The 22,045-nt window shown below is 35.1% G+C and carries 19 protein-coding genes; 9 read left to right on the top strand and 10 right to left on the bottom strand.

Annotation, left to right across the window (positions count from 1 at the left end):
* The first annotated feature begins 29 nt into the window (after positions 1 to 29).
* Positions 30 to 1,424 carry a lysine decarboxylase gene (locus O5637_RS03795; RefSeq protein ID WP_269606251.1) on the top strand — a complete coding sequence of 465 codons (1,395 nt, stop codon included), beginning with the start codon at positions 30 to 32 and terminating at the stop codon, positions 1,422 to 1,424.
* 96 nt (positions 1,425 to 1,520) lie between these two features.
* The gene (locus O5637_RS03790) at positions 1,521 to 2,408 is read left to right on the top strand and encodes a phosphatidate cytidylyltransferase (protein WP_269606249.1); all 888 of its coding nucleotides are present in this window, start codon (positions 1,521 to 1,523) and stop codon (positions 2,406 to 2,408) included.
* A gap of 5 nt (positions 2,409 to 2,413) precedes the next feature.
* Here O5637_RS03790 and O5637_RS03785 read toward each other — a convergent pair whose 3' ends face one another.
* From O5637_RS03785 to rimI, 5 genes are all read right to left on the bottom strand, one after another.
* Positions 2,414 to 3,046 (bottom strand): hypothetical protein, encoded by a 633-nt coding sequence (locus tag O5637_RS03785; protein WP_269606247.1) that lies wholly within the window; start codon positions 3,044 to 3,046, stop codon positions 2,414 to 2,416.
* A gap of 1 nt (position 3,047) precedes the next feature.
* Positions 3,048 to 3,956 (bottom strand): alpha/beta fold hydrolase, encoded by a 909-nt coding sequence (locus O5637_RS03780; RefSeq protein ID WP_269606245.1) that lies wholly within the window; start codon positions 3,954 to 3,956, stop codon positions 3,048 to 3,050.
* Between the two features lie 5 nt (positions 3,957 to 3,961).
* Complete coding sequence (locus tag O5637_RS03775) at positions 3,962 to 5,080, bottom strand: iron-containing alcohol dehydrogenase (protein WP_269606243.1); 1,119 nt, start codon at positions 5,078 to 5,080, stop codon at positions 3,962 to 3,964.
* 19 nt (positions 5,081 to 5,099) lie between these two features.
* Positions 5,100 to 7,667 (bottom strand): ATP-dependent Clp protease ATP-binding subunit, encoded by a 2,568-nt coding sequence (locus O5637_RS03770; RefSeq protein ID WP_269606241.1) that lies wholly within the window; start codon positions 7,665 to 7,667, stop codon positions 5,100 to 5,102.
* Positions 7,668 to 7,848: 181 nt separating this feature from the next.
* Positions 7,849 to 8,313 carry a ribosomal protein S18-alanine N-acetyltransferase gene (rimI, locus tag O5637_RS03765; RefSeq protein ID WP_269606239.1) on the bottom strand — a complete coding sequence of 155 codons (465 nt, stop codon included), beginning with the start codon at positions 8,311 to 8,313 and terminating at the stop codon, positions 7,849 to 7,851.
* Between the two features lie 95 nt (positions 8,314 to 8,408).
* On the opposite strand from rimI, the gene lysA reads away from it, so the two are divergent.
* The 6 genes from lysA to O5637_RS03735 all read left to right on the top strand — a co-directional run bounded on the left by lysA (position 8,409) and on the right by O5637_RS03735 (position 14,071).
* The gene (gene lysA, locus O5637_RS03760) at positions 8,409 to 9,773 is read left to right on the top strand and encodes a diaminopimelate decarboxylase (protein ID WP_269606237.1); all 1,365 of its coding nucleotides are present in this window, start codon (positions 8,409 to 8,411) and stop codon (positions 9,771 to 9,773) included.
* Between the two features lie 29 nt (positions 9,774 to 9,802).
* Positions 9,803 to 10,705, top strand: a complete 903-nt coding sequence (cdaA, locus tag O5637_RS03755) for a diadenylate cyclase CdaA (protein WP_269606235.1) — start codon at positions 9,803 to 9,805, stop codon at positions 10,703 to 10,705.
* Positions 10,702 to 11,472, top strand: a complete 771-nt coding sequence (locus O5637_RS03750; RefSeq protein WP_420063726.1) for an isoprenyl transferase — start codon at positions 10,702 to 10,704, stop codon at positions 11,470 to 11,472. The genes cdaA and O5637_RS03750 overlap by 4 nt, the downstream gene beginning before the upstream one ends.
* A gap of 92 nt (positions 11,473 to 11,564) precedes the next feature.
* Positions 11,565 to 12,608 (top strand): biotin synthase BioB, encoded by a 1,044-nt coding sequence (gene bioB, locus O5637_RS03745; RefSeq protein WP_269606233.1) that lies wholly within the window; start codon positions 11,565 to 11,567, stop codon positions 12,606 to 12,608.
* A 6-nt stretch (positions 12,609 to 12,614) separates the two neighbouring features.
* Positions 12,615 to 13,574 carry a rhodanese-related sulfurtransferase gene (locus O5637_RS03740; RefSeq protein WP_269606231.1) on the top strand — a complete coding sequence of 320 codons (960 nt, stop codon included), beginning with the start codon at positions 12,615 to 12,617 and terminating at the stop codon, positions 13,572 to 13,574.
* Positions 13,571 to 14,071: a hypothetical protein gene (locus tag O5637_RS03735; RefSeq protein WP_269606229.1), complete on the top strand. Its 501-nt coding sequence runs from the start codon at positions 13,571 to 13,573 to the stop codon at positions 14,069 to 14,071. Before O5637_RS03740 ends, O5637_RS03735 begins: the two co-directional genes overlap by 4 nt.
* A 10-nt stretch (positions 14,072 to 14,081) precedes the next feature.
* On the opposite strand, the gene lipA is transcribed toward O5637_RS03735, so the two are convergent.
* Complete coding sequence (gene lipA, locus O5637_RS03730; RefSeq protein ID WP_269606228.1) at positions 14,082 to 15,014, bottom strand: lipoyl synthase; 933 nt, start codon at positions 15,012 to 15,014, stop codon at positions 14,082 to 14,084.
* 13 nt (positions 15,015 to 15,027) lie between these two features.
* Positions 15,028 to 15,627, bottom strand: a complete 600-nt coding sequence (gene recR, locus O5637_RS03725) for a recombination mediator RecR (protein ID WP_269606896.1) — start codon at positions 15,625 to 15,627, stop codon at positions 15,028 to 15,030.
* 120 nt (positions 15,628 to 15,747) lie between these two features.
* Here recR and psbP point away from each other — a divergent pair, with 120 nt between their 5' ends.
* On the top strand, positions 15,748 to 16,293 hold the full coding sequence (gene psbP / locus O5637_RS03720) for a photosystem II reaction center PsbP (protein WP_269606227.1): 546 nt from the start codon (positions 15,748 to 15,750) through the stop codon (positions 16,291 to 16,293).
* Positions 16,294 to 16,295: 2 nt separating this feature from the next.
* Here the strand turns inward: psbP and O5637_RS03715 are convergent, their stop codons facing one another.
* The 3 genes from O5637_RS03715 to O5637_RS03705 form a co-directional block, all read right to left on the bottom strand.
* Positions 16,296 to 18,086: an ABC transporter ATP-binding protein gene (locus tag O5637_RS03715; RefSeq protein ID WP_269606226.1), complete on the bottom strand. Its 1,791-nt coding sequence runs from the start codon at positions 18,084 to 18,086 to the stop codon at positions 16,296 to 16,298.
* 323 nt (positions 18,087 to 18,409) lie between these two features.
* Positions 18,410 to 20,176, bottom strand: a complete 1,767-nt coding sequence (locus tag O5637_RS03710; RefSeq protein WP_269606224.1) for a DEAD/DEAH box helicase — start codon at positions 20,174 to 20,176, stop codon at positions 18,410 to 18,412.
* Positions 20,177 to 20,324: 148 nt separating this feature from the next.
* Positions 20,325 to 22,034, bottom strand: a complete 1,710-nt coding sequence (locus O5637_RS03705; protein ID WP_269606222.1) for an AAA family ATPase — start codon at positions 22,032 to 22,034, stop codon at positions 20,325 to 20,327.
* Between the last annotated feature and the right edge of the window lie 11 nt (positions 22,035 to 22,045).

Here is a 22,045-nt window from a genome sequence, read left to right as displayed (position 1 = left end):
AGATTGATTTTAGATAATCCTTTTATTTTATGGGGCTTTTAAACTTGCTTTCTGTTAATAGAAGTGAAAATCTTTTCTTGCCAGCCCATGGGAGAGGAAATGCTCTCCCAAAAAAGATAAAAAAACTATTGAAGCTAAGGCCAGGTATTTGGGATTTGCCTGAGCTTTTTGAGATTGGTGGCCCGTTGATTAGTGAAGGAGCAATAGCAGAAAGTCAAAGGTCTTCTGCTAAGCAAGTGGGTGTTAATAGATGTTGGTATGGAGTCAACGGTGCTACGGGTTTACTTCAAAGTTCATTGCTTGCTCTAGCTCATCCTGGTCAAGCTGTTCTCATGCCTAGGAATATACATAAAAGTTGTATTCAAGCATGCCTCTTTGGAGGCTTAACACCCTTGCTTTTTGATGTACCTTATTTAACTGATAGAGGCCATGCCTCTGTTTTTGATAGAAAATGGCTTAAGAGGGTTTTTGAAAAAGCAAAAGAACTTGAAAATGATATAGCGGCGGTAGTTTTAGTTAATCCCACATATCAAGGCTATTCTGCGGATATGAAATCTCTGATTCAGGAGATTCATTCACATTCTTTGCCAGTTTTGGTTGACGAGGCTCATGGAGCATACCTAATCAGTCAAATAAGACCAGATCTACCTAAGTCAGCTATCTATTTTGGAGCAGACCTTGTGGTTCATTCTCTCCACAAATCTGCACCAGGATTAGTTCAATCCGCAGTTTTATGGTCGCAAGGTGAGAAGGTTGATCCATTTAAAATCGAAAGAAGTATTGATTTGCTTCAAACTTCAAGTCCAAGTTCTTTGTTGATAGCTTCTTGTGAAAGTTCAATAAAGGAACTTTTTGAATCTAAAGGGTTAAAGAAATTGAACTCTCGCATAGAAGAAGCTGAGTTGTTAAAAGATTTTTTGATTAATAAAGAAGTTCCAATTCTTAAAAACAGTGATCCATTACGAATGATTCTTCACACATCAAAATTTGGTTTGAGTGGTATTGAAGTTGATAAAAGTTTTATAAAAAAAAGAATAATTGGCGAGTTGGCTGAGCCAGGTACACTAACTTTTTGCCTTGGGTTTTCATCTCATAAGAGATTAGGAAAAAGATTTGTAAGAATTTGGAATGAGATTCTTACATCTTTTGGTCAAAAAAAATCTTGTCTATTTAAAAGACCACCTTTCAAAATCGTTTCTAAGCCAGACAAGCCATGTACTGCCTCTTGGGGATCCAATTTTGAGAAGGTTTATTTGCAGGATGCCATAGGAAGAATTTCAGTTGAAATGGTTTGCCCTTATCCTCCTGGTATCCCATTATTGATTCCAGGGGAGATTTTGGACAAAGCTCGGGTTGATTGGTTGATAGAGCAAAAAGGCTTTTGGCCAGAGCAAATTCCAGACTTTGTAAGAGTTATTTCTTGATTAATAATATCTACTTATCAGCTATAATAAAATTTATTATTAATAACCCCTTTTAAGTATGCTTTATAAAAGAAAGCTATATTTTTTATCTAATTTATGTTTTTAGCTGTTTCGAAAAAGAGATTATTAAGTGGACTTTTAGTTGGTGCTTTTGGATTCTTAATAGTCTCTCTTGGTAATTGGTGGTTTTATATTGCAATAAGCTTAATTGTTCATTTAGCTCTTCTAGAGTTCTTTAGGATGGCAGAATTTACTGGAATAAGACCAGCTACTAAAACAACATTGTTAGCCTGTCAAATATTGCTTTTCTTTACACAATTATCTTCCCTTGGATATATCTCGATTGAAATATCTGATGCTATTTTACCCTTGTCTGGTGCTGCTATTTGTGGTTGGTTATTGTTGCAACCTGTTACTGGTTCCATAGCTGATGTAGCAGCATCAATCTTCGGATTATTTTATTTAGGTTTCTTGCCAAGTCATTGGATTAAGCTAAGAAATCTTTTAGAGACTGATTTAACAAATAATTTCAACTTGATTCCCACTAATTGGTCCTCATCTATTACTTTTGGAATGCTAATAACTTTTTCTACATGTTTTATGATAGTTGGATTTGATATAGGCTCTTATTTTGTAGGTAAGAAATTTGGCAATCACTCATTATCACCAATTTCGCCTTCTAAAACTATTGAGGGTGTTATTGGTGGATTATTATTTTCAATGTTTATAGGAGCCTCTTTTGGTTATCTACTTAAATGGGAATTTGGAGTATTTATTGGAGTGTTTATTGGCGTTTTAGTAGCATTATTTTCTCTGGTTGGAGACCTTACAGAATCAATGTTAAAGAGAAATGCAGGATTAAAAGATTCAGGTGATTTTTTACCTGGTCATGGAGGGATTCTTGATAGAATAGATAGTTATTTATTTACTCCAGCAATTGTATTTTATATTGTAATTTTATTATCACCATTAATTATTTCCTGAAACAATTAAAAACTTATAGTTGAATTTGCAAAAATATTAATTATATCATTTTCTATATTTACACTTTCAATATATATTTTATCTTCAATTGGTATCTGAATAGTCTTAGTGTATATTTTATTTCCCAAATAGATTTTACCTTTAGCTGTTTTAATATTTATCTGTTCTCCTTGATTAATCGTGGTTTTCTCTTCAGAAGCTTTTATTAATAATTTACCATTACTTATTTTTATATCTTCTAATTTTTTTTTGTTTAATATTTTCATGCAAATCATCTTACCGATCCAATTCCAATTGTCAGATAATAAAACTGTTCTGATTGAATTTTGAGATAAAGAAATATTGAATTTTATTAAAGGATTATTCATAAAGTATAATTCCTTATTGGTTAATTTAAACATTATCTTAAGATTATTGGCTTCTAACTTGAGTTTATCGAATAAAAGATCTTTATAATTTATATTTTCAGCAATGATAGTGATTTTTTGTATTTCCCCTTTGATTATTTGAGTAGAACTAGAGATGATGTCTATTTTAATGTTGCTAATTTTTTTACATTCTTTTATGAGTAATATCCTTATACATTTTTCTAATAATATTGCTAGAACCCCTTTATCTTGAATACGCTTCTCTATCATTTTATTTTTCTAATTTTTCCCAAGCTTCAGCAACTAATTTTGGTTCTTCCAAATGTGGAAGATGACCTGAATTTGATGCTATTTCTATGCTGGAATTATAGTTCCTGTTGGTTTCTTCTTTTTCATTCTTAGGAATGATTCTGTCATATTTACCTAATATAATTTTAAGAGGTTGAGTTGGTTTTGGGAGCCCACAATCAGATACTCCCCCATCTGCTGCAAAATCTGCTAGCGATGATTGCCAACCAGGAACTTTTAAATGTATGGAAGCTATTTGCTCTTCTGCAGCTCCAACGCTATTTGTTGGATCTGCGAATGCTTGCCTACATAATCCCCTACGAACAAAAGGTTGACTAAGAAAAAAGGCTCCCAAATGATTAAAGGGCCATGGGATTTTGGGATTTTTGCCTGCTAAACCTGCTGGTGATAGAAGTAATAATTTATTTATCCTCTTTGGGTTTTGTCTTGCGAGTTCAAGAGCTAAAGCTCCACCCATTGAGGCACCAATAACGCCTAAGGGTTGATTCTTTGAAAAACAGTCCAAAACAGAATTCAAATGTCTCATTAAATATTTAAATCCATATTGGTTTCCACTAGATCTAGGACAAAAGCCAAATCCATATAGATCTGGAATGATTAGTTTATTATTCTTTTTTAGAAAGGGAGTAAGGCGTCTATATTCAAGAAAGCAGCTGTCAAAACCATGAATGAGAAGAATTCTTTCACCTTTACCTGTTAAAACTATTGGAAATAAATCAGATTTATCACTTGAAATATTATCTAGTTGTATCCATTTAAGATCTTTAAAAAGTGTATTCGCTTGTTTATCAATAATCTTATCTTGTATTTCATTGATGTATGCCTTGTTAGCATCTGTTTTATCTATATTTTTATTTACTTTTTGAATCAATGCCCTTAAGTCTTATTTATTATTATTTTGGAGCTTTTAGGCAAGGAGTGAAAACTTTGAAATGCTTGAAAAAGATCATTTTCATTTACTGAGAAAGGTAATTGATGTATGTCGGAGCTTTCATTGCAGGCGAATTTACAAGCTTTATGTAGTTCTTTTGAGTTTGAATTTCTAAGAAAAATAGATTCAGTTGAAATAGGAAGTTTTAGTTGAGAGAAGAAATCTATAAGTTGTGACTTAGCTTGTTTTGGTAATTGACTGTTTGAATTTATCTCTTCCAAATGTAATTGTACTAGCAGACCCAATCCAACAAGTTCTCCATGAAGTGGTTTGTTTATGTATGAAAGTTGTGTTAATCCATTGTGAATAGGATGAGCAGCTGCTGTTCTGCATCTAGCACCCCCAAGCCCTCCTATTATTCCAGCAGTAAGAGCACATCCTTCTGCAACAGTTTCCCAAGAATTGCTTTTTGGATCTAAGAAAGCCTTGTAGCCGTTTAAAAATAATTGATCTCGCAAAACTCTAGCCATCTGAACGGCTTGTTGAACAAAACCGTCCTGGCTTGTACTGCTTGTTAAGGACGACTCGTACCATTTTGCGACAGCATCTGCGATCCCGCTAGCAAGCATTCTTGGTGGGGCGGCTCTAACAATTGTGTGATCAAAGATCAATAAGTTTGGACAGTTTTTTAAAGTTACATCTTTTATGAATTTGCCATCTGGCGTATAAATATTAGATAAAGCGGTCCATCCAGCACATGTGGAAGCGCTTAATGGCACAGTAATACAATTTATGCAAAGTAAATCAGCAATTAATTTTCCAGCGTCAAGTACTTTCCCTCCTCCTGCTGCAATAATCCCATCGCAATTATTATTTTTTGAAATCAGGCATGCTTTTTGGATATCTAATTCACAACAATCATGATCTAACACGAGAGAGATTGATTGAATACCTTTTAAAAGAAGATCTTTTTTAAATGAATTTCTTATTTCTTTTGTACAGCTACTTTTACCTATTATTAAAGGCCTTCTGCATAATTTAGTTATGAGATCTAACGATTTAAACCATGCTCCATCACCCCTGACTACCTTTGAAGGTGAAATGCTGTGATTATTTATAGACATTTAAATCTACTATTTAAAGTTAAACAGCAGCACTTGCTAATTCTGGCGTGGAACTATCTTTCCCAAGATGTTTAACAATTACTTTTTTACTTTCATCAATATCTACCTCTGCTTTGTCTCCATCTTTTATTCTTCCAGATAAAACTTCTTCAGCAAGACTATCTTCTAACAATCTCATTACAGCTCTTCTTAAAGGTCTCGCCCCATAGGAAGGGTTGTATCCTTCTTCAACTAATCTTTCTTTGAAATCATCTGAGACAGTTAAAGATATTCCTTTCTCTTTTATCCTCAAGAATACTTCTTTTAACATTATTTCTGCGATGTCTTTAACTTCGTTTCTAGAGAGTTGTCTGAATACAATTATTTCATCTAATCTATTAAGAAATTCAGGGCGGAAGTATTGCTTTAATTCTTCATTTACTAATGATTTAATTCGATTGTATTGACTATCTTCTAAATTCTCGCCTGAGAATTCAAATCCCAATCCTCCTCCACCTTTTTCTATAACTTTAGATCCAATATTAGAAGTCATTATTATTAAAGTGTTTTTGAAATCAACAGTTCTTCCTTTTGAATCGGTTAACCTTCCTTCCTCTAATAGTTGAAGGAGTAGATTAAACACATCTGGATGAGCTTTTTCAATTTCATCGAACAAAACTACTGTGTAGGGTCTTCTTCTTACAGCCTCTGTTAGTTGTCCACCTTCATTGAAACCTACATATCCAGGTGGAGAACCTATCAATTTACTAACAGTATGTCTTTCCATAAATTCAGACATATCTAGCCGTATCATTGCTTCTTCACTACCAAAGAAGTATGCCGCTAGAGCCTTTGTAAGTTCAGTTTTCCCGACTCCCGTTGGACCAGAAAAAATAAAACTAGCAATTGGTCTATTTGGATTCTTAAGGCCAACTCTTGCTCTTCTTATTGCTTTCGAAACAGCTTTAACTGCTTCGTCTTGACCAATCAGTCTTTGATGCAACGTGTCTTCCATATTTAGAAGTTTGACTGATTCACTTTCAGTTAATTTCTGGACAGGAACGCCAGTCCATGAGGCAACTATATGAGCAATATCTTCTTCATTAACTACAGGTTGAGATACTTTTAATTCATCAGAATGATCAACAACTTTATCAGGGGTTTCAATGTTTTTATCTTTAGTATTATTAGGATCGGGATTTTCATTTGATGAGGTTTTTTGTCTTATATTTTGTAAAAGATTTCTAATTTTATCTCTGAGTTCAACTTCTTTTTCTCTAAGCTCTCCTGCCTGGGTGAAATTTTGATCTCTTACTGCTTCTTCTTTACTCTTTTGTATTTTCCTTAATTCTTTATCGACTTCTTTCGCCTCTGGAGGTAATTTGGAGTTTAGTAATCTGACTCGGCTTCCTGCTTCGTCTATTAGGTCTATTGCTTTATCAGGTAAAAAACGATCTGAGATATATCTATCCCCAAGATTCGCAGCAGCATCAAGAGCTTCATCAGTAATCTTTAATCTGTGATGTTGCTCATATCTCTCTCTTAATCCTTTAAGTATTTCGATCGTATCTTTGATTGAAGGTTCTCCAATCATTACAGGTTGGAATCTTCTCTCTAGTGCAGCATCTCTTTCAATATGCTTTCTATACTCATCTAGAGTTGTAGCTCCAATACATTGGAGTTCACCTCTGGCTAAAGCTGGTTTTAATATGTTTGCAGCGTCAATTGCGCCTTCTGCAGCGCCTGCTCCTATTAATGTGTGAACTTCATCAATAACCAGAATTACGTTTCCAGCCGATTTGATTTCTTCCATTATTTTTTTTAATCTTTCTTCAAATTCACCTCTATATTTAGTTCCAGCAACAAGTAAACCAATATCAAGAGTTAATACTCTTTTTTCTTCGAGTATGTCAGGAATGTTTCCCTGTTGAATTCTCTGCGCAAGTCCTTCCGCTATTGCTGTTTTCCCAACTCCAGGTTCTCCTATTAAAACAGGATTATTTTTTGTTCTTCTTCCTAAAATTTGAATTACACGATCAATCTCTGAATGTCTTCCAACGACTGGATCAAGCTTTGATTCACTAGCTAATTGAGTAAGGTTTGTTCCGAATTCGTCTAATGTTGCCGTTTTGGCTGACCCTTTAGACGATCCAGACCCTGTTGTAACTTCAGCAGTTTCACCAAGCATTCTTACAACTTGTGTCCTGACTTTTGTCAGGTCAACTCCTAAATTTTCAAGAACTCTTGCAGCTACTCCCTCCCCTTCTCTAATTAGACCAAGTAATAGATGTTCGGTGCCAATGTAATTGTGACCTAGTTGACGGGCTTCTTCTAATGAAAGTTCAAGGACTCTTTTAGCTCTTGGTGTGAAGGGGATTTCTACAGCGACGAATCCTGAACCTCTTCCTATTATTTTTTCAACTTCAACTCTTGAGTCTTTGAGGTTTACTCCTAATGATTTAAGAACTTTAGCAGCCACACCAGTTCCTTCTCCTATTAGCCCCAAGAGGATTTGCTCTGTTCCAACAAAATTATGCCCAAGTCTCCTTGCCTCTTCTTGAGCAAGCATGATCACTTTTATAGCCTTTTCTGTAAACCTCTCGAACATTTAACTTTTACCATTGACTATTCACACTAATTTATCAGGGTTAAGTGTGAAATGTGTACGGTTAAGTTTTTTTTTATAAAGGGTAAATATTAAGTGTTCGTTGAAAAATAATCAAAAGTATTAATTGATGCAAAGAATGTCCTAATTTATTTGTTTTTTAATTTCGGTAAACCGTACTTAATTATTGATTTTTTGATTTCTTATTGTTTTCTTTTTTGAGAATAAGAGCATCACTACCATCTTTGTAAAAATTAGTTCTATTACCTACTCTTTTGAAGCCCATGGATTTGTAAAAAGCTTTAGCTGGCTCGTTATTTTCTTTAACTTCTAGATGTATGTGATTTGTTTGAAGTGATTTTGAACGTTTGATTAAGTCTGTCAAGAGAAATTTTCCTAACCCTCTTCTTTGATGTAAGGGATGAACAGCTATAAAAGTTATGTGTAATTCTTCTATTACTAACCAGGCGGAACAAAGGCCCAAAAGTTTTTTAGTTTCCAATTCGATTATTCCTATACAAATCCTATTAGGGTCAGTAAGTTCTCTTTCCCACTGAGATTTTGTCCAAAGACCATTTAATGATTTTTGGTCAAGATCCACGCAATCATTTAAATGCATAATCCCAAGTTGAATTATTGTGAGTTTCATATCCAACTATTAATTAATAGATCCCTATTTTTTAAAAAGAATACTAATTGGTGCATTGATCTCTAGATTGGTTAAATATTAAAGTAAAACTTTTTATGCACGGATCAAAAGCTTTTGAACCCAATGTGGATATTGATAGTCCCAATCGAAATATAGCTCCTATAACTTCAGAAATTAATGAGAATAAAAAATTAGTTGTTGGGGGATGTCAACTTAGCGAACTCGCAAAAAAATATGGCACACCTTTATATGTTCTTGATGAGTTTTCACTTAGGACTGCATGCAAAACTTATATTTCTTCTTTGAAAAAACATTACCCAGGAAAATCACTTCCTCTATATGCTTCAAAAGCAAATAGCTCACTAGCTATTTGTGCAGTTATTGCTTCTGAGGGGTTTGGACTTGATGCAGTTTCAGAAGGTGAATTACTTACTGCCTTAAAGGGTGGTGTAAAAGGCAAAGATATTGTTTTTCATGGAAATAACAAGTCTCATGATGAATTGAATTTTGCCTACAAAAATAATGTGACGATTGTTTTAGATAATTATCACGATATTGAGTTGCTGAAAAATATTGCTTCTGATAACAAACCAGCAAAGCTAATGTTGAGGTTTACTCCTGGCATTGAATGTCATACACATGAATATATTAGGACTGGACATTTAGATAGTAAATTTGGTTTTGATCCTGATGAGCTTAAGTCAGTTTTAGAAGAATTAAAAACATATAACTGGGCTAATTTATCTGGTTTACATGCACATATAGGGTCTCAAATTTTTGAGGTTCAACCTCATATTGATCTTGCTGGTGTTATGGCTGATGCGTTTGTGCTTGCTCAGGAAATTGGTCACCCAATAGTTGACCTAAATGTAGGAGGTGGCCTAGGGATCAAATATGTTCAAGAAGATAAACCTCCTTCTATTGAAAAATGGGTTGAAGTTATTTCTAATGCTGTTGTTAAGGCCTTTAGGGAAAGAAATCTAGATTTGCCAAGATTGATGTGTGAACCTGGCAGATCTCTTGTCGCTAATTCCGGGCTTACTATCTACAAGATTGGAGCTAAGAAAGTTGTTCCTGGTGTTAGAACTTATTTATCTATTGATGGAGGGATGAGTGATAATCCACGTCCAATAACTTATCAGTCTTTATACAGTGCTTGTTTAGTTGATAAACCATTAAATACAAATTTCGAAAAAGTTACTATCGCTGGCAAGCATTGTGAATCTGGAGATGTTTTGTTGAAAGATTTTCTCCTTCCGTCTTGTGAAAGTGGAGAGTTTCTTGCTGTGTTTGGAACAGGTGCATATAACTATTCAATGAGTTCCAATTACAACAGAATACCTAGACCTGCGACAATTTTGGTTGGGAAAGGTTCGTCCGAGTTGACTCAAAGGAGAGAACTTCCTGAGGATCTATTGCAATTAGATGTATTACCTGATCGCTTTATTCCCAAGAATTAGGTAAGTTGAAATAACGTTGGGGTGTAGGAGTGAATTTCTGGTGGCTTATAAACCTGCGTGTTCTCCTTGATGTCTTGTTCGCTTCTTCACTTGGAGTGCTTCTTTTTACAAGAGTTAAAGAACAAAGAACATTATGGCTTTTGAGAGGCTATCTCTTTTTGGTTTCATTAGCGTGGTTTGTTCAAAGGTTTGCAAACTTACCAATTACTTCAAAGCTTGTCGACGCCTTAGTTTTGGCCTGTTCATTATCTTTAGCAATTTTATGGCAAGGGGAATTAAGAAGGTTGATGGAGTTATTAGGAACTGGACGATTGGCTGTGATTCTTGGAAATACTCAAAATGAATTTAGGGCAAGTTCTAATACTTTCGCTCAATTAACTGAAGCCGCTGGCCGCTTATCACAAAATAGAAAAGGAGCTTTAATTGTTGTTGATATGGGGAGTGACTTGCGCCCTGAAGATTTCCTTTTCCCTGGGGTTCCAATTGATGCTCAATTATCCTCTGAATTGTTATTAAATCTTTTTGCAGCTGACACTCCTCTTCATGATGGAGCTGTTTTAGTAAAGGGAAATAGAATTATTTCAGCAGGGGTGATTTTGCCTCTTTCAAGGCAAGGAATTAGCAGATACGGAACTAGACATTTGGCAGCTCTTGGAATAACTGAACGATTTGATCGATGTATTTGTGTTGTTGTTTCAGAAGAATCAGGTACCTTATCCTTAGCTAGTCAAGGAAGACTAGAAAGACCCATTACAAGCAGCCGATTACTTGACCTTTTGAAAGAATTGTTGGATCCTTCCAATGCATCTGGATCCAAGTCCTCTAGCATTAATTCTTCATTGAAAACAACTTCCTCTAATATTGAAACTAAAGTTGCTCAATCTAGAGTTAATCTTGGGAAAATTAATGACAGCAAGGAGTCTTTGAATTGACTTACCCTTCTGTAATAAGCACTGATAATTCTAGAAAGGTATTCCCATTACCTAAAGATTTGGATCGTCTTCGTATGCCCAATCACATTGCTGTGATTATGGATGGGAATGGAAGGTGGGCGAAAGCGAAGGGGTTACCTAGGACAATGGGACATACGGCTGGGGTTGAGGCTTTAAAAACTACTTTGCATTTATGTACTAATTGGGGTATTGGAGCCTTAACTGTTTATGCTTTCTCAACTGAAAATTGGTCCAGACCTAATGAAGAAGTGAATTTTTTAATGACACTTTTTGAAAGTGTTCTTAAGCGTGAATTGACTAATTTAAAGCTCGAAGAAGTAAGACTAAATTTCTTGGGTGATCTTGACCCATTACCTGTTGCATTAAAGGAATTAATAAAAGAATCAGTTGAATCAACTTCTAATAATAAAGGAATTCATTTTAATGTTTGTACTAATTATGGTGGACGACGTGAATTAGTACGAGCCGCCCAAAAGTTGGCAGAACGTTCCGTTAAAGGTGAATTAGATCCTTCATTGATAGATGAAAATGTATTTGCCTCTGAATTGTTTACAGCTAGTGAGGTTGACCCAGACTTACTCATTAGAACTAGTGGTGAGAAAAGAATAAGTAATTTTCTCTTGTGGCAATTAGCTTATGCTGAGATCCATGTCACAGATGTACTATGGCCAGATTTTAACGCAGATACCCTTGCTAATGCCCTACTTGACTATCAGTCTAGAAGGAGGAGATTTGGAGGTGTATAACTAAAATAATTGAATATCTTAGGTTCTATGATTTTTTATAGATAATCAGCTAAAACTAGATAGCAATTAAATTTTTTATATTCAGATTTTTTATGACTCTAATTAACCCTAATATTCAGGAATCTAATAAATTCACTTTTAAAGATGAATCATTATTAGATTTTAATTCTATAAAAGGTGGAGATATTAGACATGATTGGTCTATAGATGAAGTCAAAGAGATACTTCAGTTGCCATTAATGGATTTATTGTGGAGAGCTCAAATAGTTCATAGGTCTTACAATCCAGGTTATAAAGTTCAACTAGCTTCTCTTCTAAGTGTGAAGACAGGTGGATGCTCAGAAGATTGTTCGTACTGTCCTCAATCTGTACACAACGAAACAAAGGTTCAACCTATTCCTGCTCTTCAAGTCAAGTCAGTCCTTGACAGAGCAAGAGCGGCTAAAGATGCAGGTGCAGATAGATTCTGCATGGGCTGGGCTTGGCGTGAGATCCAAGACGGAAAAGCGTTTGATTCAATGCTGGAAATGATTAGAGGTGTTAGAGAACTTGGCCTTGAGGCATGTGTTACTGCTGGAATGATTACCGATTCACAAGCATCTAGATTGGCAGAAGCAGGTCTAACAGCTTATAACCACAATTTAGATACAAGCCCTGAACATTATTCAAAAATTATTTCAACAAGAACATATCAAGATCGACTTGAGACATTGAGAAGAGTACGTACAGCTGGAATAACAGTGTGTTGCGGTGGAATTATTGGTATGGGCGAATCTGTCTCTGATAGAGCATCTTTACTCAAAGTATTGGCGACCTTAGATCCACATCCTGAGAGTGTCCCTATAAATGCTTTGGTGGCTGTAGAGGGGACACCTATGGAAGACTTATCTTCAATTGATCCATTGGAGATGGTTCGCATGGTCGCGACAGCAAGGATCATTATGCCTAAAAGTCGAATAAGACTTAGCGCGGGTAGGCAGCAATTAGGTAGGGAGGCTCAAATACTATGTCTACAATCTGGAGCTGATTCGATTTTTTATGGAGATACTCTTTTAACTACTAGTAACCCTGAAATTGAAGCTGACCGAAAGCTTTTAGCTGATGCTGGGATTAAGGCCAATTTTACTCAAGAATAAGTAGGTATGAAAACAGGAGAAAGCTTCAAGAAAGTTAAATACAAAGTTGCTGCATTCTACAATTTCTTGTCGATTCTTGACAAAGATATTTTTTTGCTTAAAGAAGAATTGTCGGAATTAGCAAAGAATAATGGAGTAAAAGGAACTATCTTAATAGCCACTGAAGGAATCAATGGTACGGTTTGTGGACCTGAAAAAGCAATAATCCACTTTATTGAATTTTTAAAGCAATTATTAAAGATATCAGACATTAATGTTAAATATAGCTGGACTGAAAAACAGGCGTTTAGACGCTTCAAGGCTCGCAAGAAAAAAGAAATCGTCACTATTGGGCTAAAACAAATCAATCCTATTAAATCTGTAGGTAAATATATAAAAGCTGATGAATGGAATGAGTTCTTAGAAGATCCAGATAGTGTTGTTATTGATACACGTAATGAGTATGAAATAAAAATTGGTAATTTTGCAGGAGCTTTAAATCCACATACAAGTTCATTTCGTGAATTTCCTGCATGGGTTCAAAAGCATTTAAAGCCTTTAATCGAACAGAATCCCTCTTTAAAAATAGGAATGTATTGTACGGGTGGAATAAGATGCGAAAAAGCCACCTCTTATTTAATAGAGGAAGGCTTTTCCGATGTATATCACCTTGAGGGTGGAATACTGAAATATCTAGAAGATGTTACACCTGAGAAGAGTCTATGGGATGGTGAGTGCTTTGTTTTTGATCAACGTGTCTCTTTAGATCATGCTCTCTCACCAGGTTCACACACTATGTGTCATGCTTGTGGATTGCCTATCTCCCCTGAGGATTTGAAAAAGCCAACGTATATTAAAGGCTTGCAATGTGAGGCTTGTGTGAATAAATTTACAGATAGCGATAGAGCTAGATTTGCGGAGAGACAACGTCAAATTGATGAAATAATGAAACGTCTACCTGAAAATTCTATATGGCCAGTCTCATGACTAAAATTAATTTAACTATTTTAGAAAAAGAAGCATCTAATAGAGGTTTGTTGTTGCGAATACAAGTTAGGAGACCAATCAGTATTTGGTCGTTTAGGCTAGTTGTTGGCGAATTCATCAGTAATGATAAAATTCAATTATGGGGTGAAATGAAAGGATGGGCGTATCAAAATATCAAGGGACTTCAGCTTGATACTATGAAGGTTAGTAAGAACGCCAATTCTAAAGTAGGTGATTTAATTTGGGCTGCAACTATGGCTTGGACTTTAGAAGAGACTCCATGTCGAAGTGCTAGATTATTGGCTATTTTTGATGAGAACAATCAACATGAAATCTTGCAACGTTACTTTCGGAGGCGTGGATTTAATACTGTGCGTACTGTTGGATCTTCTCCCTTGGATTTGCCTTTGAGACTTGTGTGGGGAGGTGCAGGTGCATTTATGGTAGGGAATTGTGAGACAGTCCTTGAAAGAAGTTATCGGAGTTGGTCGGAATAATTAAATTTTTTTAGGAGACTAAATCTAAGGTTTCATTCGCATGGTAACTGCTTCTTACTAGTGGACCGCTGTTTACTTTCTTAAAACCTAATCTCTTTGCTATTTCTGCAAAATCATTGAATTTTGTAGGTGACCAGTAATGAGAAACTGGAATATGAGCAAGTGATGGTCGTAAATATTGGCCGATAGTTAGATATTGGCAGTCGACTTCTCTTAGGTCTTTGAGGGTTTGAATTATTTCATGAAACTTTTCTCCTAGTCCAAGCATTATTCCTGATTTTGTAGGAATCTTTGGAGCGATTTCCCTGGCAGATTTGAGGAGGTTTAGTGAATGTTCGTAAGTAGCTCCTCTTCTGACTTCTCTCTGAAGTCTCTTGACGGTCTCAAGATTATGGTTAAAGCAAATAGGATCAGCCGAGAGAACTAGCTTAAGTCGTTCTCTTTGTTCTTTGTTATTGTCCTTGTTGTTTCCACCCCAGAAATCTGGTGTTAGCACCTCTATCGCGACACCAGGATTCAATGATTTAATTGCCTCTATTGTTGTAGTGAATAGACTTGCGCCGTGATCAGTTAAATCATCTCTTGCAACTGCGGTTAGTACCACATACTTGAGATCTAAGACCTGAACAGCATTTGCAATTTTTTCTGCTTCGAAAATATTTACTTTCTCGGGTGATTTCCCTTTCTCTACTTGGCAGAATGCGCAGCTCCTTGTACAGATTGAGCCACCTAATAAAAAAGTAGCCGTACCAGCGGCGTAACATTCACCTCTGTTCGGACATCTACCTTCCTCACAGATTGTATGTAATCTATTTTCCTTTACTAGCTTTTGAACTTTTTCTAGTTGAGATGCGTTCCCTATGGATGGTTTGATCCAACTAGGTAAACGTTCTGCTGGAAGGAAGTTACTATATTTTGTTGTTTTTCTTGTGGTTGTGGTCATTTTGGTTTGATGATTAATCTAAATCTGTACGTCCTTCTAAAGCACGCGAAAGAGTTACCTCATCGGCATATTCCAATTCACTTCCAACAGGAAGTCCATAAGCAATACGAGTGACTTTTGTGAAAGGCTTTAATAATCTTCCAACATAAAGACTCGTAGTATCCCCTTCAATACTTGGAGTTAAGGCAAGTATGACTTCTTTGATATTTTCTTTATCCACTCTTCTTATAAGACTTGATATTTCAAGCATCTCTGGTCCAATACCATCCATCGGAGAAATCAGTCCACCAATGACATGATAAAGACCTTTGTACTCGCGAGTTCGTTCAAGCGCAAGTAAATCTCTTGACTCGGAAACAACGCAAATCAGATCTTGATTTCTTTGTTTGTTTAAACAAATTTCGCATTGTTCTCCTGCAGTTAAATGAAAACACTTCTTGCATTGGCCTACCTGATTCTTTGCATTAACTAAAGCCTCTGAAAACAGTCTTATTTTCTCTTCGGGTTGGCGCAAAAGATGCAAGGCTAATCTTTGAGCAGTTCTGGGTCCTATCCCAGGCAATTGCTCAAATTGATCAATTAATTTAGATAATGGTTTTGTGAAGCCGCTCAGAGTTAAGAAGCAATTAACTTGAATTTAGTCAGAGTTTTATCTGTGTTGCACTAATTTAATGAAGATTACCATCAGTTAAATTATAAATGTATCAAAATGGTGGTGATTGAGTCTTTCAAAATGATCAAATTTCTACGAACATCTTTTAAATCTCTTTTGGCTATTGCTCTAGTCTTGACACTCGGAGCATGCTCTACAGGGGGAGCCGCAGGGCTGGAACCTTTTAAAAGTCAAGATGGACGATATGGTTTCCTTTTTCCAACAGGGTGGACGAGAGTGGCTGTCGATAATGGCCCAGAGGTTGTTTATCATGACTTGATTAATTCAGATGAAACTCTCAGCCTTGTTATTTCTAAATTGGAGAATGAAGTTGATTTAGATGACTTGGGTGGACCGGATGCCGTAGGGGAAAGACTCTTTGGCGAAAAAAATATTAATAATCCTATTCAATTAATTGATGCTTCTGAGAGAGAAATAGATGAACGCAAATTTTATGATCTTGAATATTCTATTGATTTAAAAGAAAAAAGTAGGCACGAAATCGCTACTGTTGTCGTAGACAGAGGTTATTTATATACACTTGCCGCCAGCACCAGTGAACAACGCTGGTCAAAAATGCAAGATACTTTTAAAAAAGTAGTTAGTTCTTTTACTTTTTTTGTCTAACTTTAAGTATTATTTTCACCAGCTTGAATTTTCCATAGGTAGTAATAGAAATCTTTATTTTTTAGAAGAGAACTATGTGTTCCTTTCTCGATGACCTTTCCTTTATCTAAAACTATAATTTCGTCAGCATCTATTACTGTGCTTAATCGATGTGCAATAACAATTGTGGTGCAGCTATTTGTTATCTTCTTTAGAGACCTTTGAATCGCGGCTTCAGTTTCATTATCTACAGATGCTGTTGCCTCATCTAATATTAATATTGGGGCGTTTTTTAAGATTGCCCTTGCGATAGCAATTCTTTGCCTTTGTCCACCAGATAACTTTTGTCCTCTTTCTCCAACTATTGTTTTTAAACCTTCTGGCAGTTTATTAATAAATTCAGTTGCTTCAGCAGTATCTGCAGCATTTATTATTTTTGACTTATCAATATTTTGTGATCCATAAGAAATATTTTCTTCAATTGTACCTTGAAATAAATATGTTTCCTGGCTTACTAATGCAATAGATCGTCGTAGACTTTTTAAATCTAATGATTCAATTGAGTTTCCATCAATTTCTATTGAACCTTTACTTATTTTATACAGCCTTAATAATAGTTTTACAAGTGTACTTTTACCAGAACCGGTAGCACCTACAATGCCTATTTTCGTTCCTGGGAAAATATCTAAATTAAAGTTTTTAATAACTTGAGCCCGACCTTGATAGGTGAAATCAACATTCTTAAATTTGATTTTACCTTGGACATTATTAGTATCTAATTTGATTTTTCCAGTTTTAATTTTTATTGGAGTATCTATTAAATCTAAAACTCTATTTGTTGAAGCCATTGATCTTTGATAATCATCCAAAATATGACCTAATGTTGTTAAGGGCCATAATAATCTTTGTGTAATAAATACTAAAAAACTATAAGTTCCGACTGGCATCAATCCTTTCCAAGTTTGGAAGCCTCCAGCAATTAATATTGCAAGGAATGCAAATAGTATTGCGAATCTAATTAATGGTATAAATGCAGCTGATAACTTAATTGCCTTTCTATTGCTTTCTTGATATAGATTGCTATCTAGTCTTAATCTTTCTAGTTCCCAATCCTCAGTAGCGAAACTTTTAATAGTAAGCATTCCACTTAGGTTATTATTTAGTCTTGAGGCAAGATCTCCAGCTCTATCTCTGACTTCACGGTAACGAGGAGCTAGGTTCTTCTGAAAATTAATCGAACCCCAAAGGATAAATGGAATAGGTATGAATGCTAGCAATGCAATTTCTGGAGCTAATAAAATCATTGCCCCACCAACAATAAAAACAGTAATGATTAATTGAATGATTTTATTAGCTCCTTCATCCAAGAATCTTTCTAATTGATTAATATCATCATTAAGTACAGTCATAAGCCTTCCTGTATTATCTGATTCGAAGAATGTCATCTCTAATTTTTGTAAATGCTCATATGCTTTGATTCTTAAATAGTGTTGTGTCTTCTGAGCTAAATTTCTCCACAATAATCCATACAAATATTCAAAGAATGACTCAGCTGTCCAAATCAAAAATGAAATTACTGCAAGTACAATTAACTGATCTGGGACAGTATTGAAGCCTATTGAACCTAGCCATGAACTTTCTTTTCTTACTACTACATCAACAGATATACCAATTAATACAGGTGGTGCTAGATCAAAAAATTTATTTAATATAGAGCAAGTAATAGCTGAATAAATTAGACGCTTTTGACTTTTAAGATTACTTAAAAGTCTTGCTATCGGTGTTCTATTTATTTTTGTACTCGATCTATTCATTTGATTTAGATGGTTTTTCTTTTAGAGATTATATTTCTCAGAGGCTTTATCTCTACAGTAAGCACGAGAGCTTTTTAAGGAATTTCCAGAATTATATTTTTTAAAAAAACATTCACATGTAAAATCACTGATTTCATTTGAATTCTGTTTATTCTTGCTTTCAAGTTTTGATTTTAGTGTCGCAATACAGAATTTATTAATAAGACTATTTTTAGTACTAATTTTTTCTTCCTGAGCCTCCAAATTGATACCTATATCTATAAGAAGATATGTGATCATGCTGCTGAATAATAATTTACGAAGCATTTTATTTGTTTTGTTTTTCAGTCAGCTCGGTTTATCTGTAATTCTCTATTCATTACTTTGACTTTCTTTAAAGCTTGAAAAACATTATCAGGCATTTGTTTTGGCAAATCTACTAGGCTGTAGTTTTCAAATATTCTTATTCTCCCTATAGATCTTCCTTTTAGTCCTGCTTCGTTGGCAATTGCTCCGACTAGATTACCAGGCTTAACTCTATCTCGGTGCCCAACTTCAACCCTGAATCTGTCCATCTCATCTTCAAGTCTGTTGTTATCAAAATCACCTCTCCTTCGTTGTTTGAATTTATTGTCTCGTCGATCATTTCTTGTATTCTTTTGAGCTGATTGCCTGATCCAATCTTCATTCCCATTCTCAAGGAGTGCATTAAAACCAACTGCTAAATTTAATGCGGCAAGTGTTAAGTCTTTTGGATCTATTTCTAATTCTTTTTCAACATTTTTTATTAATTCTTCTAAAATATTAGACTCTTCTGGGTTATCTCTTTCCGTTGAAGCGGCCTTTATTAATTTTGCTTTAAGCTTATTAACTCGGTTGCTGTTGATAAGTTCATTGTCTGGAATATCCATTTTCTCAATTGGTTGACCTACAGCTCTTTCAAGATTACTTAAAAAAGATCTTTCTCTTGGATTAACAAAAAGAATAGCTTCACCATTTCTTCCTGCACGTCCAGTTCTACCAATTCTATGAACATACGCTTCGCGATCAAATGGCATATCATAATTTATTACTAACCCAATTCGATCCACATCAAGGCCTCTTGCTGCGACATCTGTAGCTACTAAAATATTGATAGAACCCTGTCTTAACCTTTCAACAGTTCGTTCCCTTTGATTTTGAGGAATATCTCCATTTAAAACAGCTACATTATATCCAAATGATTCTAATTTTTCAGCTACTACAATTGTAATAGCTTTTGTTCTAGCGAATATTATTACTCCTTCTTCTGATACAGCTTCAAGTACTCTTTGAAGTGCATTGATTTTATAAACATTTTGAACGCTTATATACCTTTGCCTGATCAGTCTTTCCTTCAATTCAGTTGCTTTTATAGTTATTTCTGCAGGACTATTTAAATATTTTTTTGATAATCTTCTTATCTCTGATGGCATTGTCGCTGAGAACAAAACCAGTTGTCTCTCCTCTGGTAATTGTTCTAAAATCCACTCAACATCATCTATGAACCCCATTCTTAACATTTCATCAGCTTCATCTAGAACTAAACAACTTAAATGACTAGTATTTAGAGTCTTTTGGCGCATATGATCCATAACTCGTCCAGGAGTCCCCACGACCACATCAACTCCCCTCCTAAGTGTGTTGATTTGATTTCGGAAATCAGAGCCTCCATATATTGCAAGTACTTTAAAGTGCGGATGCCCTGCGGAATATGTGCGAAATGATTCAGCCACTTGCATAGCCAACTCGCGAGTTGGAGCTAGAACTAAAACTTGTGGATGTCGAACATCCTTTTTTAGTCTTTCAAGGATTGGCAATGCAAATGCAGCTGTTTTACCTGTACCTGTTTGAGCTTGCCCAACTAAATCTCTACCTAGAAGTAATTCAGGAATTGCAGCTTTTTGAATAGGAGTGGGTGATGAGTAGCCTTTATCAGAAATTGTTTGAATTAGTTCTTCACTAAAGTTAAATTCAGAAAATCCATTTTCTGAATTTTGTTCACCTTCATCCAATATTTCCTCAGTAGATTCCTCGAGAACATCTTGTTCTACTGGACATGAGGAATCCTCATGTAGATTTTTATTTGTCATCTAATAATGGTTGCCTTTTTGTCCTTCAAATTAGGCAGACAACTTCCGATCGGTGTATAACCGTGCTTTGCTGACTCGCCTTGTTAAAGGGATATAAGGTTTATTTTATCATTTCAAAAATCCTTTTAGGAATAAGTTGACCACATCTTTAAAAGTCTTCTTCTTTATTGGTAATTACCAGTAATTGTTTTTTTGCACGAGTTATTGCTGTATAAAGCATTCTTTTTTCATAATCATCAGAGTAAAATTTATTGAATGTCTTCTCTGCTGAAACTTTTGAGGTTGTCGGCCAAAGAAGAAAAACTTGATCAGCTTCACTCCCCTGTGCTTTATGAATTGTCATTGCATATGCCGCATCATATATATTTAACCTTGATGGATTTATTAATCGAGTTACTAGTCTTTGTTCCTCAGAAAAAACATTAAATAAAAAACGTCTTTTCTCCCCGTTGCCAATAATTATCCCAATGTCTCCATTCGCTAAACCTATTTCGGGCTGATTACTTTTTGCCATAATTGGTGTTCCCTCCCCCCAATTATGTGTTTCCTTCTCAAATCTCTTTCCTAAAAGAAACTCGTGGATTTTTTTTACACCCCAGGGCCCATATCTTTGTGGACAAAGTATAAGAAGATTATCTATAAATTTAAAGAGTTTTAGTATCTCAACTGATTGTTCTACCTCAATCATGCTTGATTGCCATGCTTCGTCTGGAATATAATTAATACAATTTTCTGTTAACTTTTTAAGGTTCTTTCTATAGCTGGCAAGAGTCCTTACTACGGGATCTGGAACACTTTTTAGGGATGAAAGGTAGTGAAGTGTATTCGTTGAATTTTTTTTTATTGAAAGGAGGTGCCAAAAGGCATCTACTCCATTATCTTTTAGTGTATTTCTTAATAAAGCAATATCTCCTTTATTTCGGTATGACTTTGTTAGTTTGACTGAGTTTGTTTGAAAGTGTGTTTTCGTTTCTTTCTCTTGCAAAATTTGCCATATACCACCACTTCCTATTGGTAATAATTGGTCAGGATCACCTACTAAGATTATTTGACATGATTTTGTTAATGCATCCAGCAATCCATTAATGGTTGACAAGTCAACCATTGACATCTCATCTATGACTATAAGGTCTAATTTTAATAGGCGTTGAGAGTTTCTTCTAAAGCCATTTGGTCCTGCTTCTAACCATTTATGTAATGTTTTTGAAGGAATATTAGAAAGCTTATTCTTTATATGATCATCAAAATCTTCAATACCGGCCTGAATAGTATCTTTTAGCTTTTTTGCAGCTTTCCCTGTTGGAGCAGCCATTGCAATACTAAGAGTTGGATTTATTGTTAGTGCTTGTAAAAGCATTTGAAGGATGGTACTAGTCTTACCTGTGCCTGGGCCACCACTTAATAAGATGATTTGTTCACTTTTAACAAGGTTAACAGCTTCTATTTGTTGATTATTTAGATGCTCTAGATTCTTAGCATCAATTCGAACAGGTAATCCTTTAGATAGCTGTTTAATAGATTGATTCCTTAGGAGTATTTTATTAATGGTCTCAACAATCTCATTATGTGTTCTACGCCAACTTATCAAATCCCCATTTAAAACTATTGGGGAGTTATCTTCTTTAGTCCAGCCACTCTCTAATAAGGCTTTCATATGACAGCTGGGCCAATCTTTATATTTAAGTTCAAGATTTTTAGGGATTTCCTTCATGTCTATATAAACATCACCTCTTGATAATCCATCCATTAATACATTTACGACATCAATTAAGGCTTCATTAAACTCTATGGGTGGGAAATAGCGAATTAGAGTAGCTAATAATGATTTATTTAAATCAGTTGGAAATTTTTTTTTCAAGGGTTCTCTCA

It is taken from the genome of Prochlorococcus marinus str. MIT 0917, from assembly GCF_027359575.1.
Taxonomy (GTDB): Bacteria; Cyanobacteriota; Cyanobacteriia; order PCC-6307; family Cyanobiaceae; genus Prochlorococcus_B; species Prochlorococcus_B marinus_D.
The sequence above is the reverse complement of the archived record's forward strand: the minus strand, read 5'-3'. Positions and strand labels throughout refer to the sequence as shown.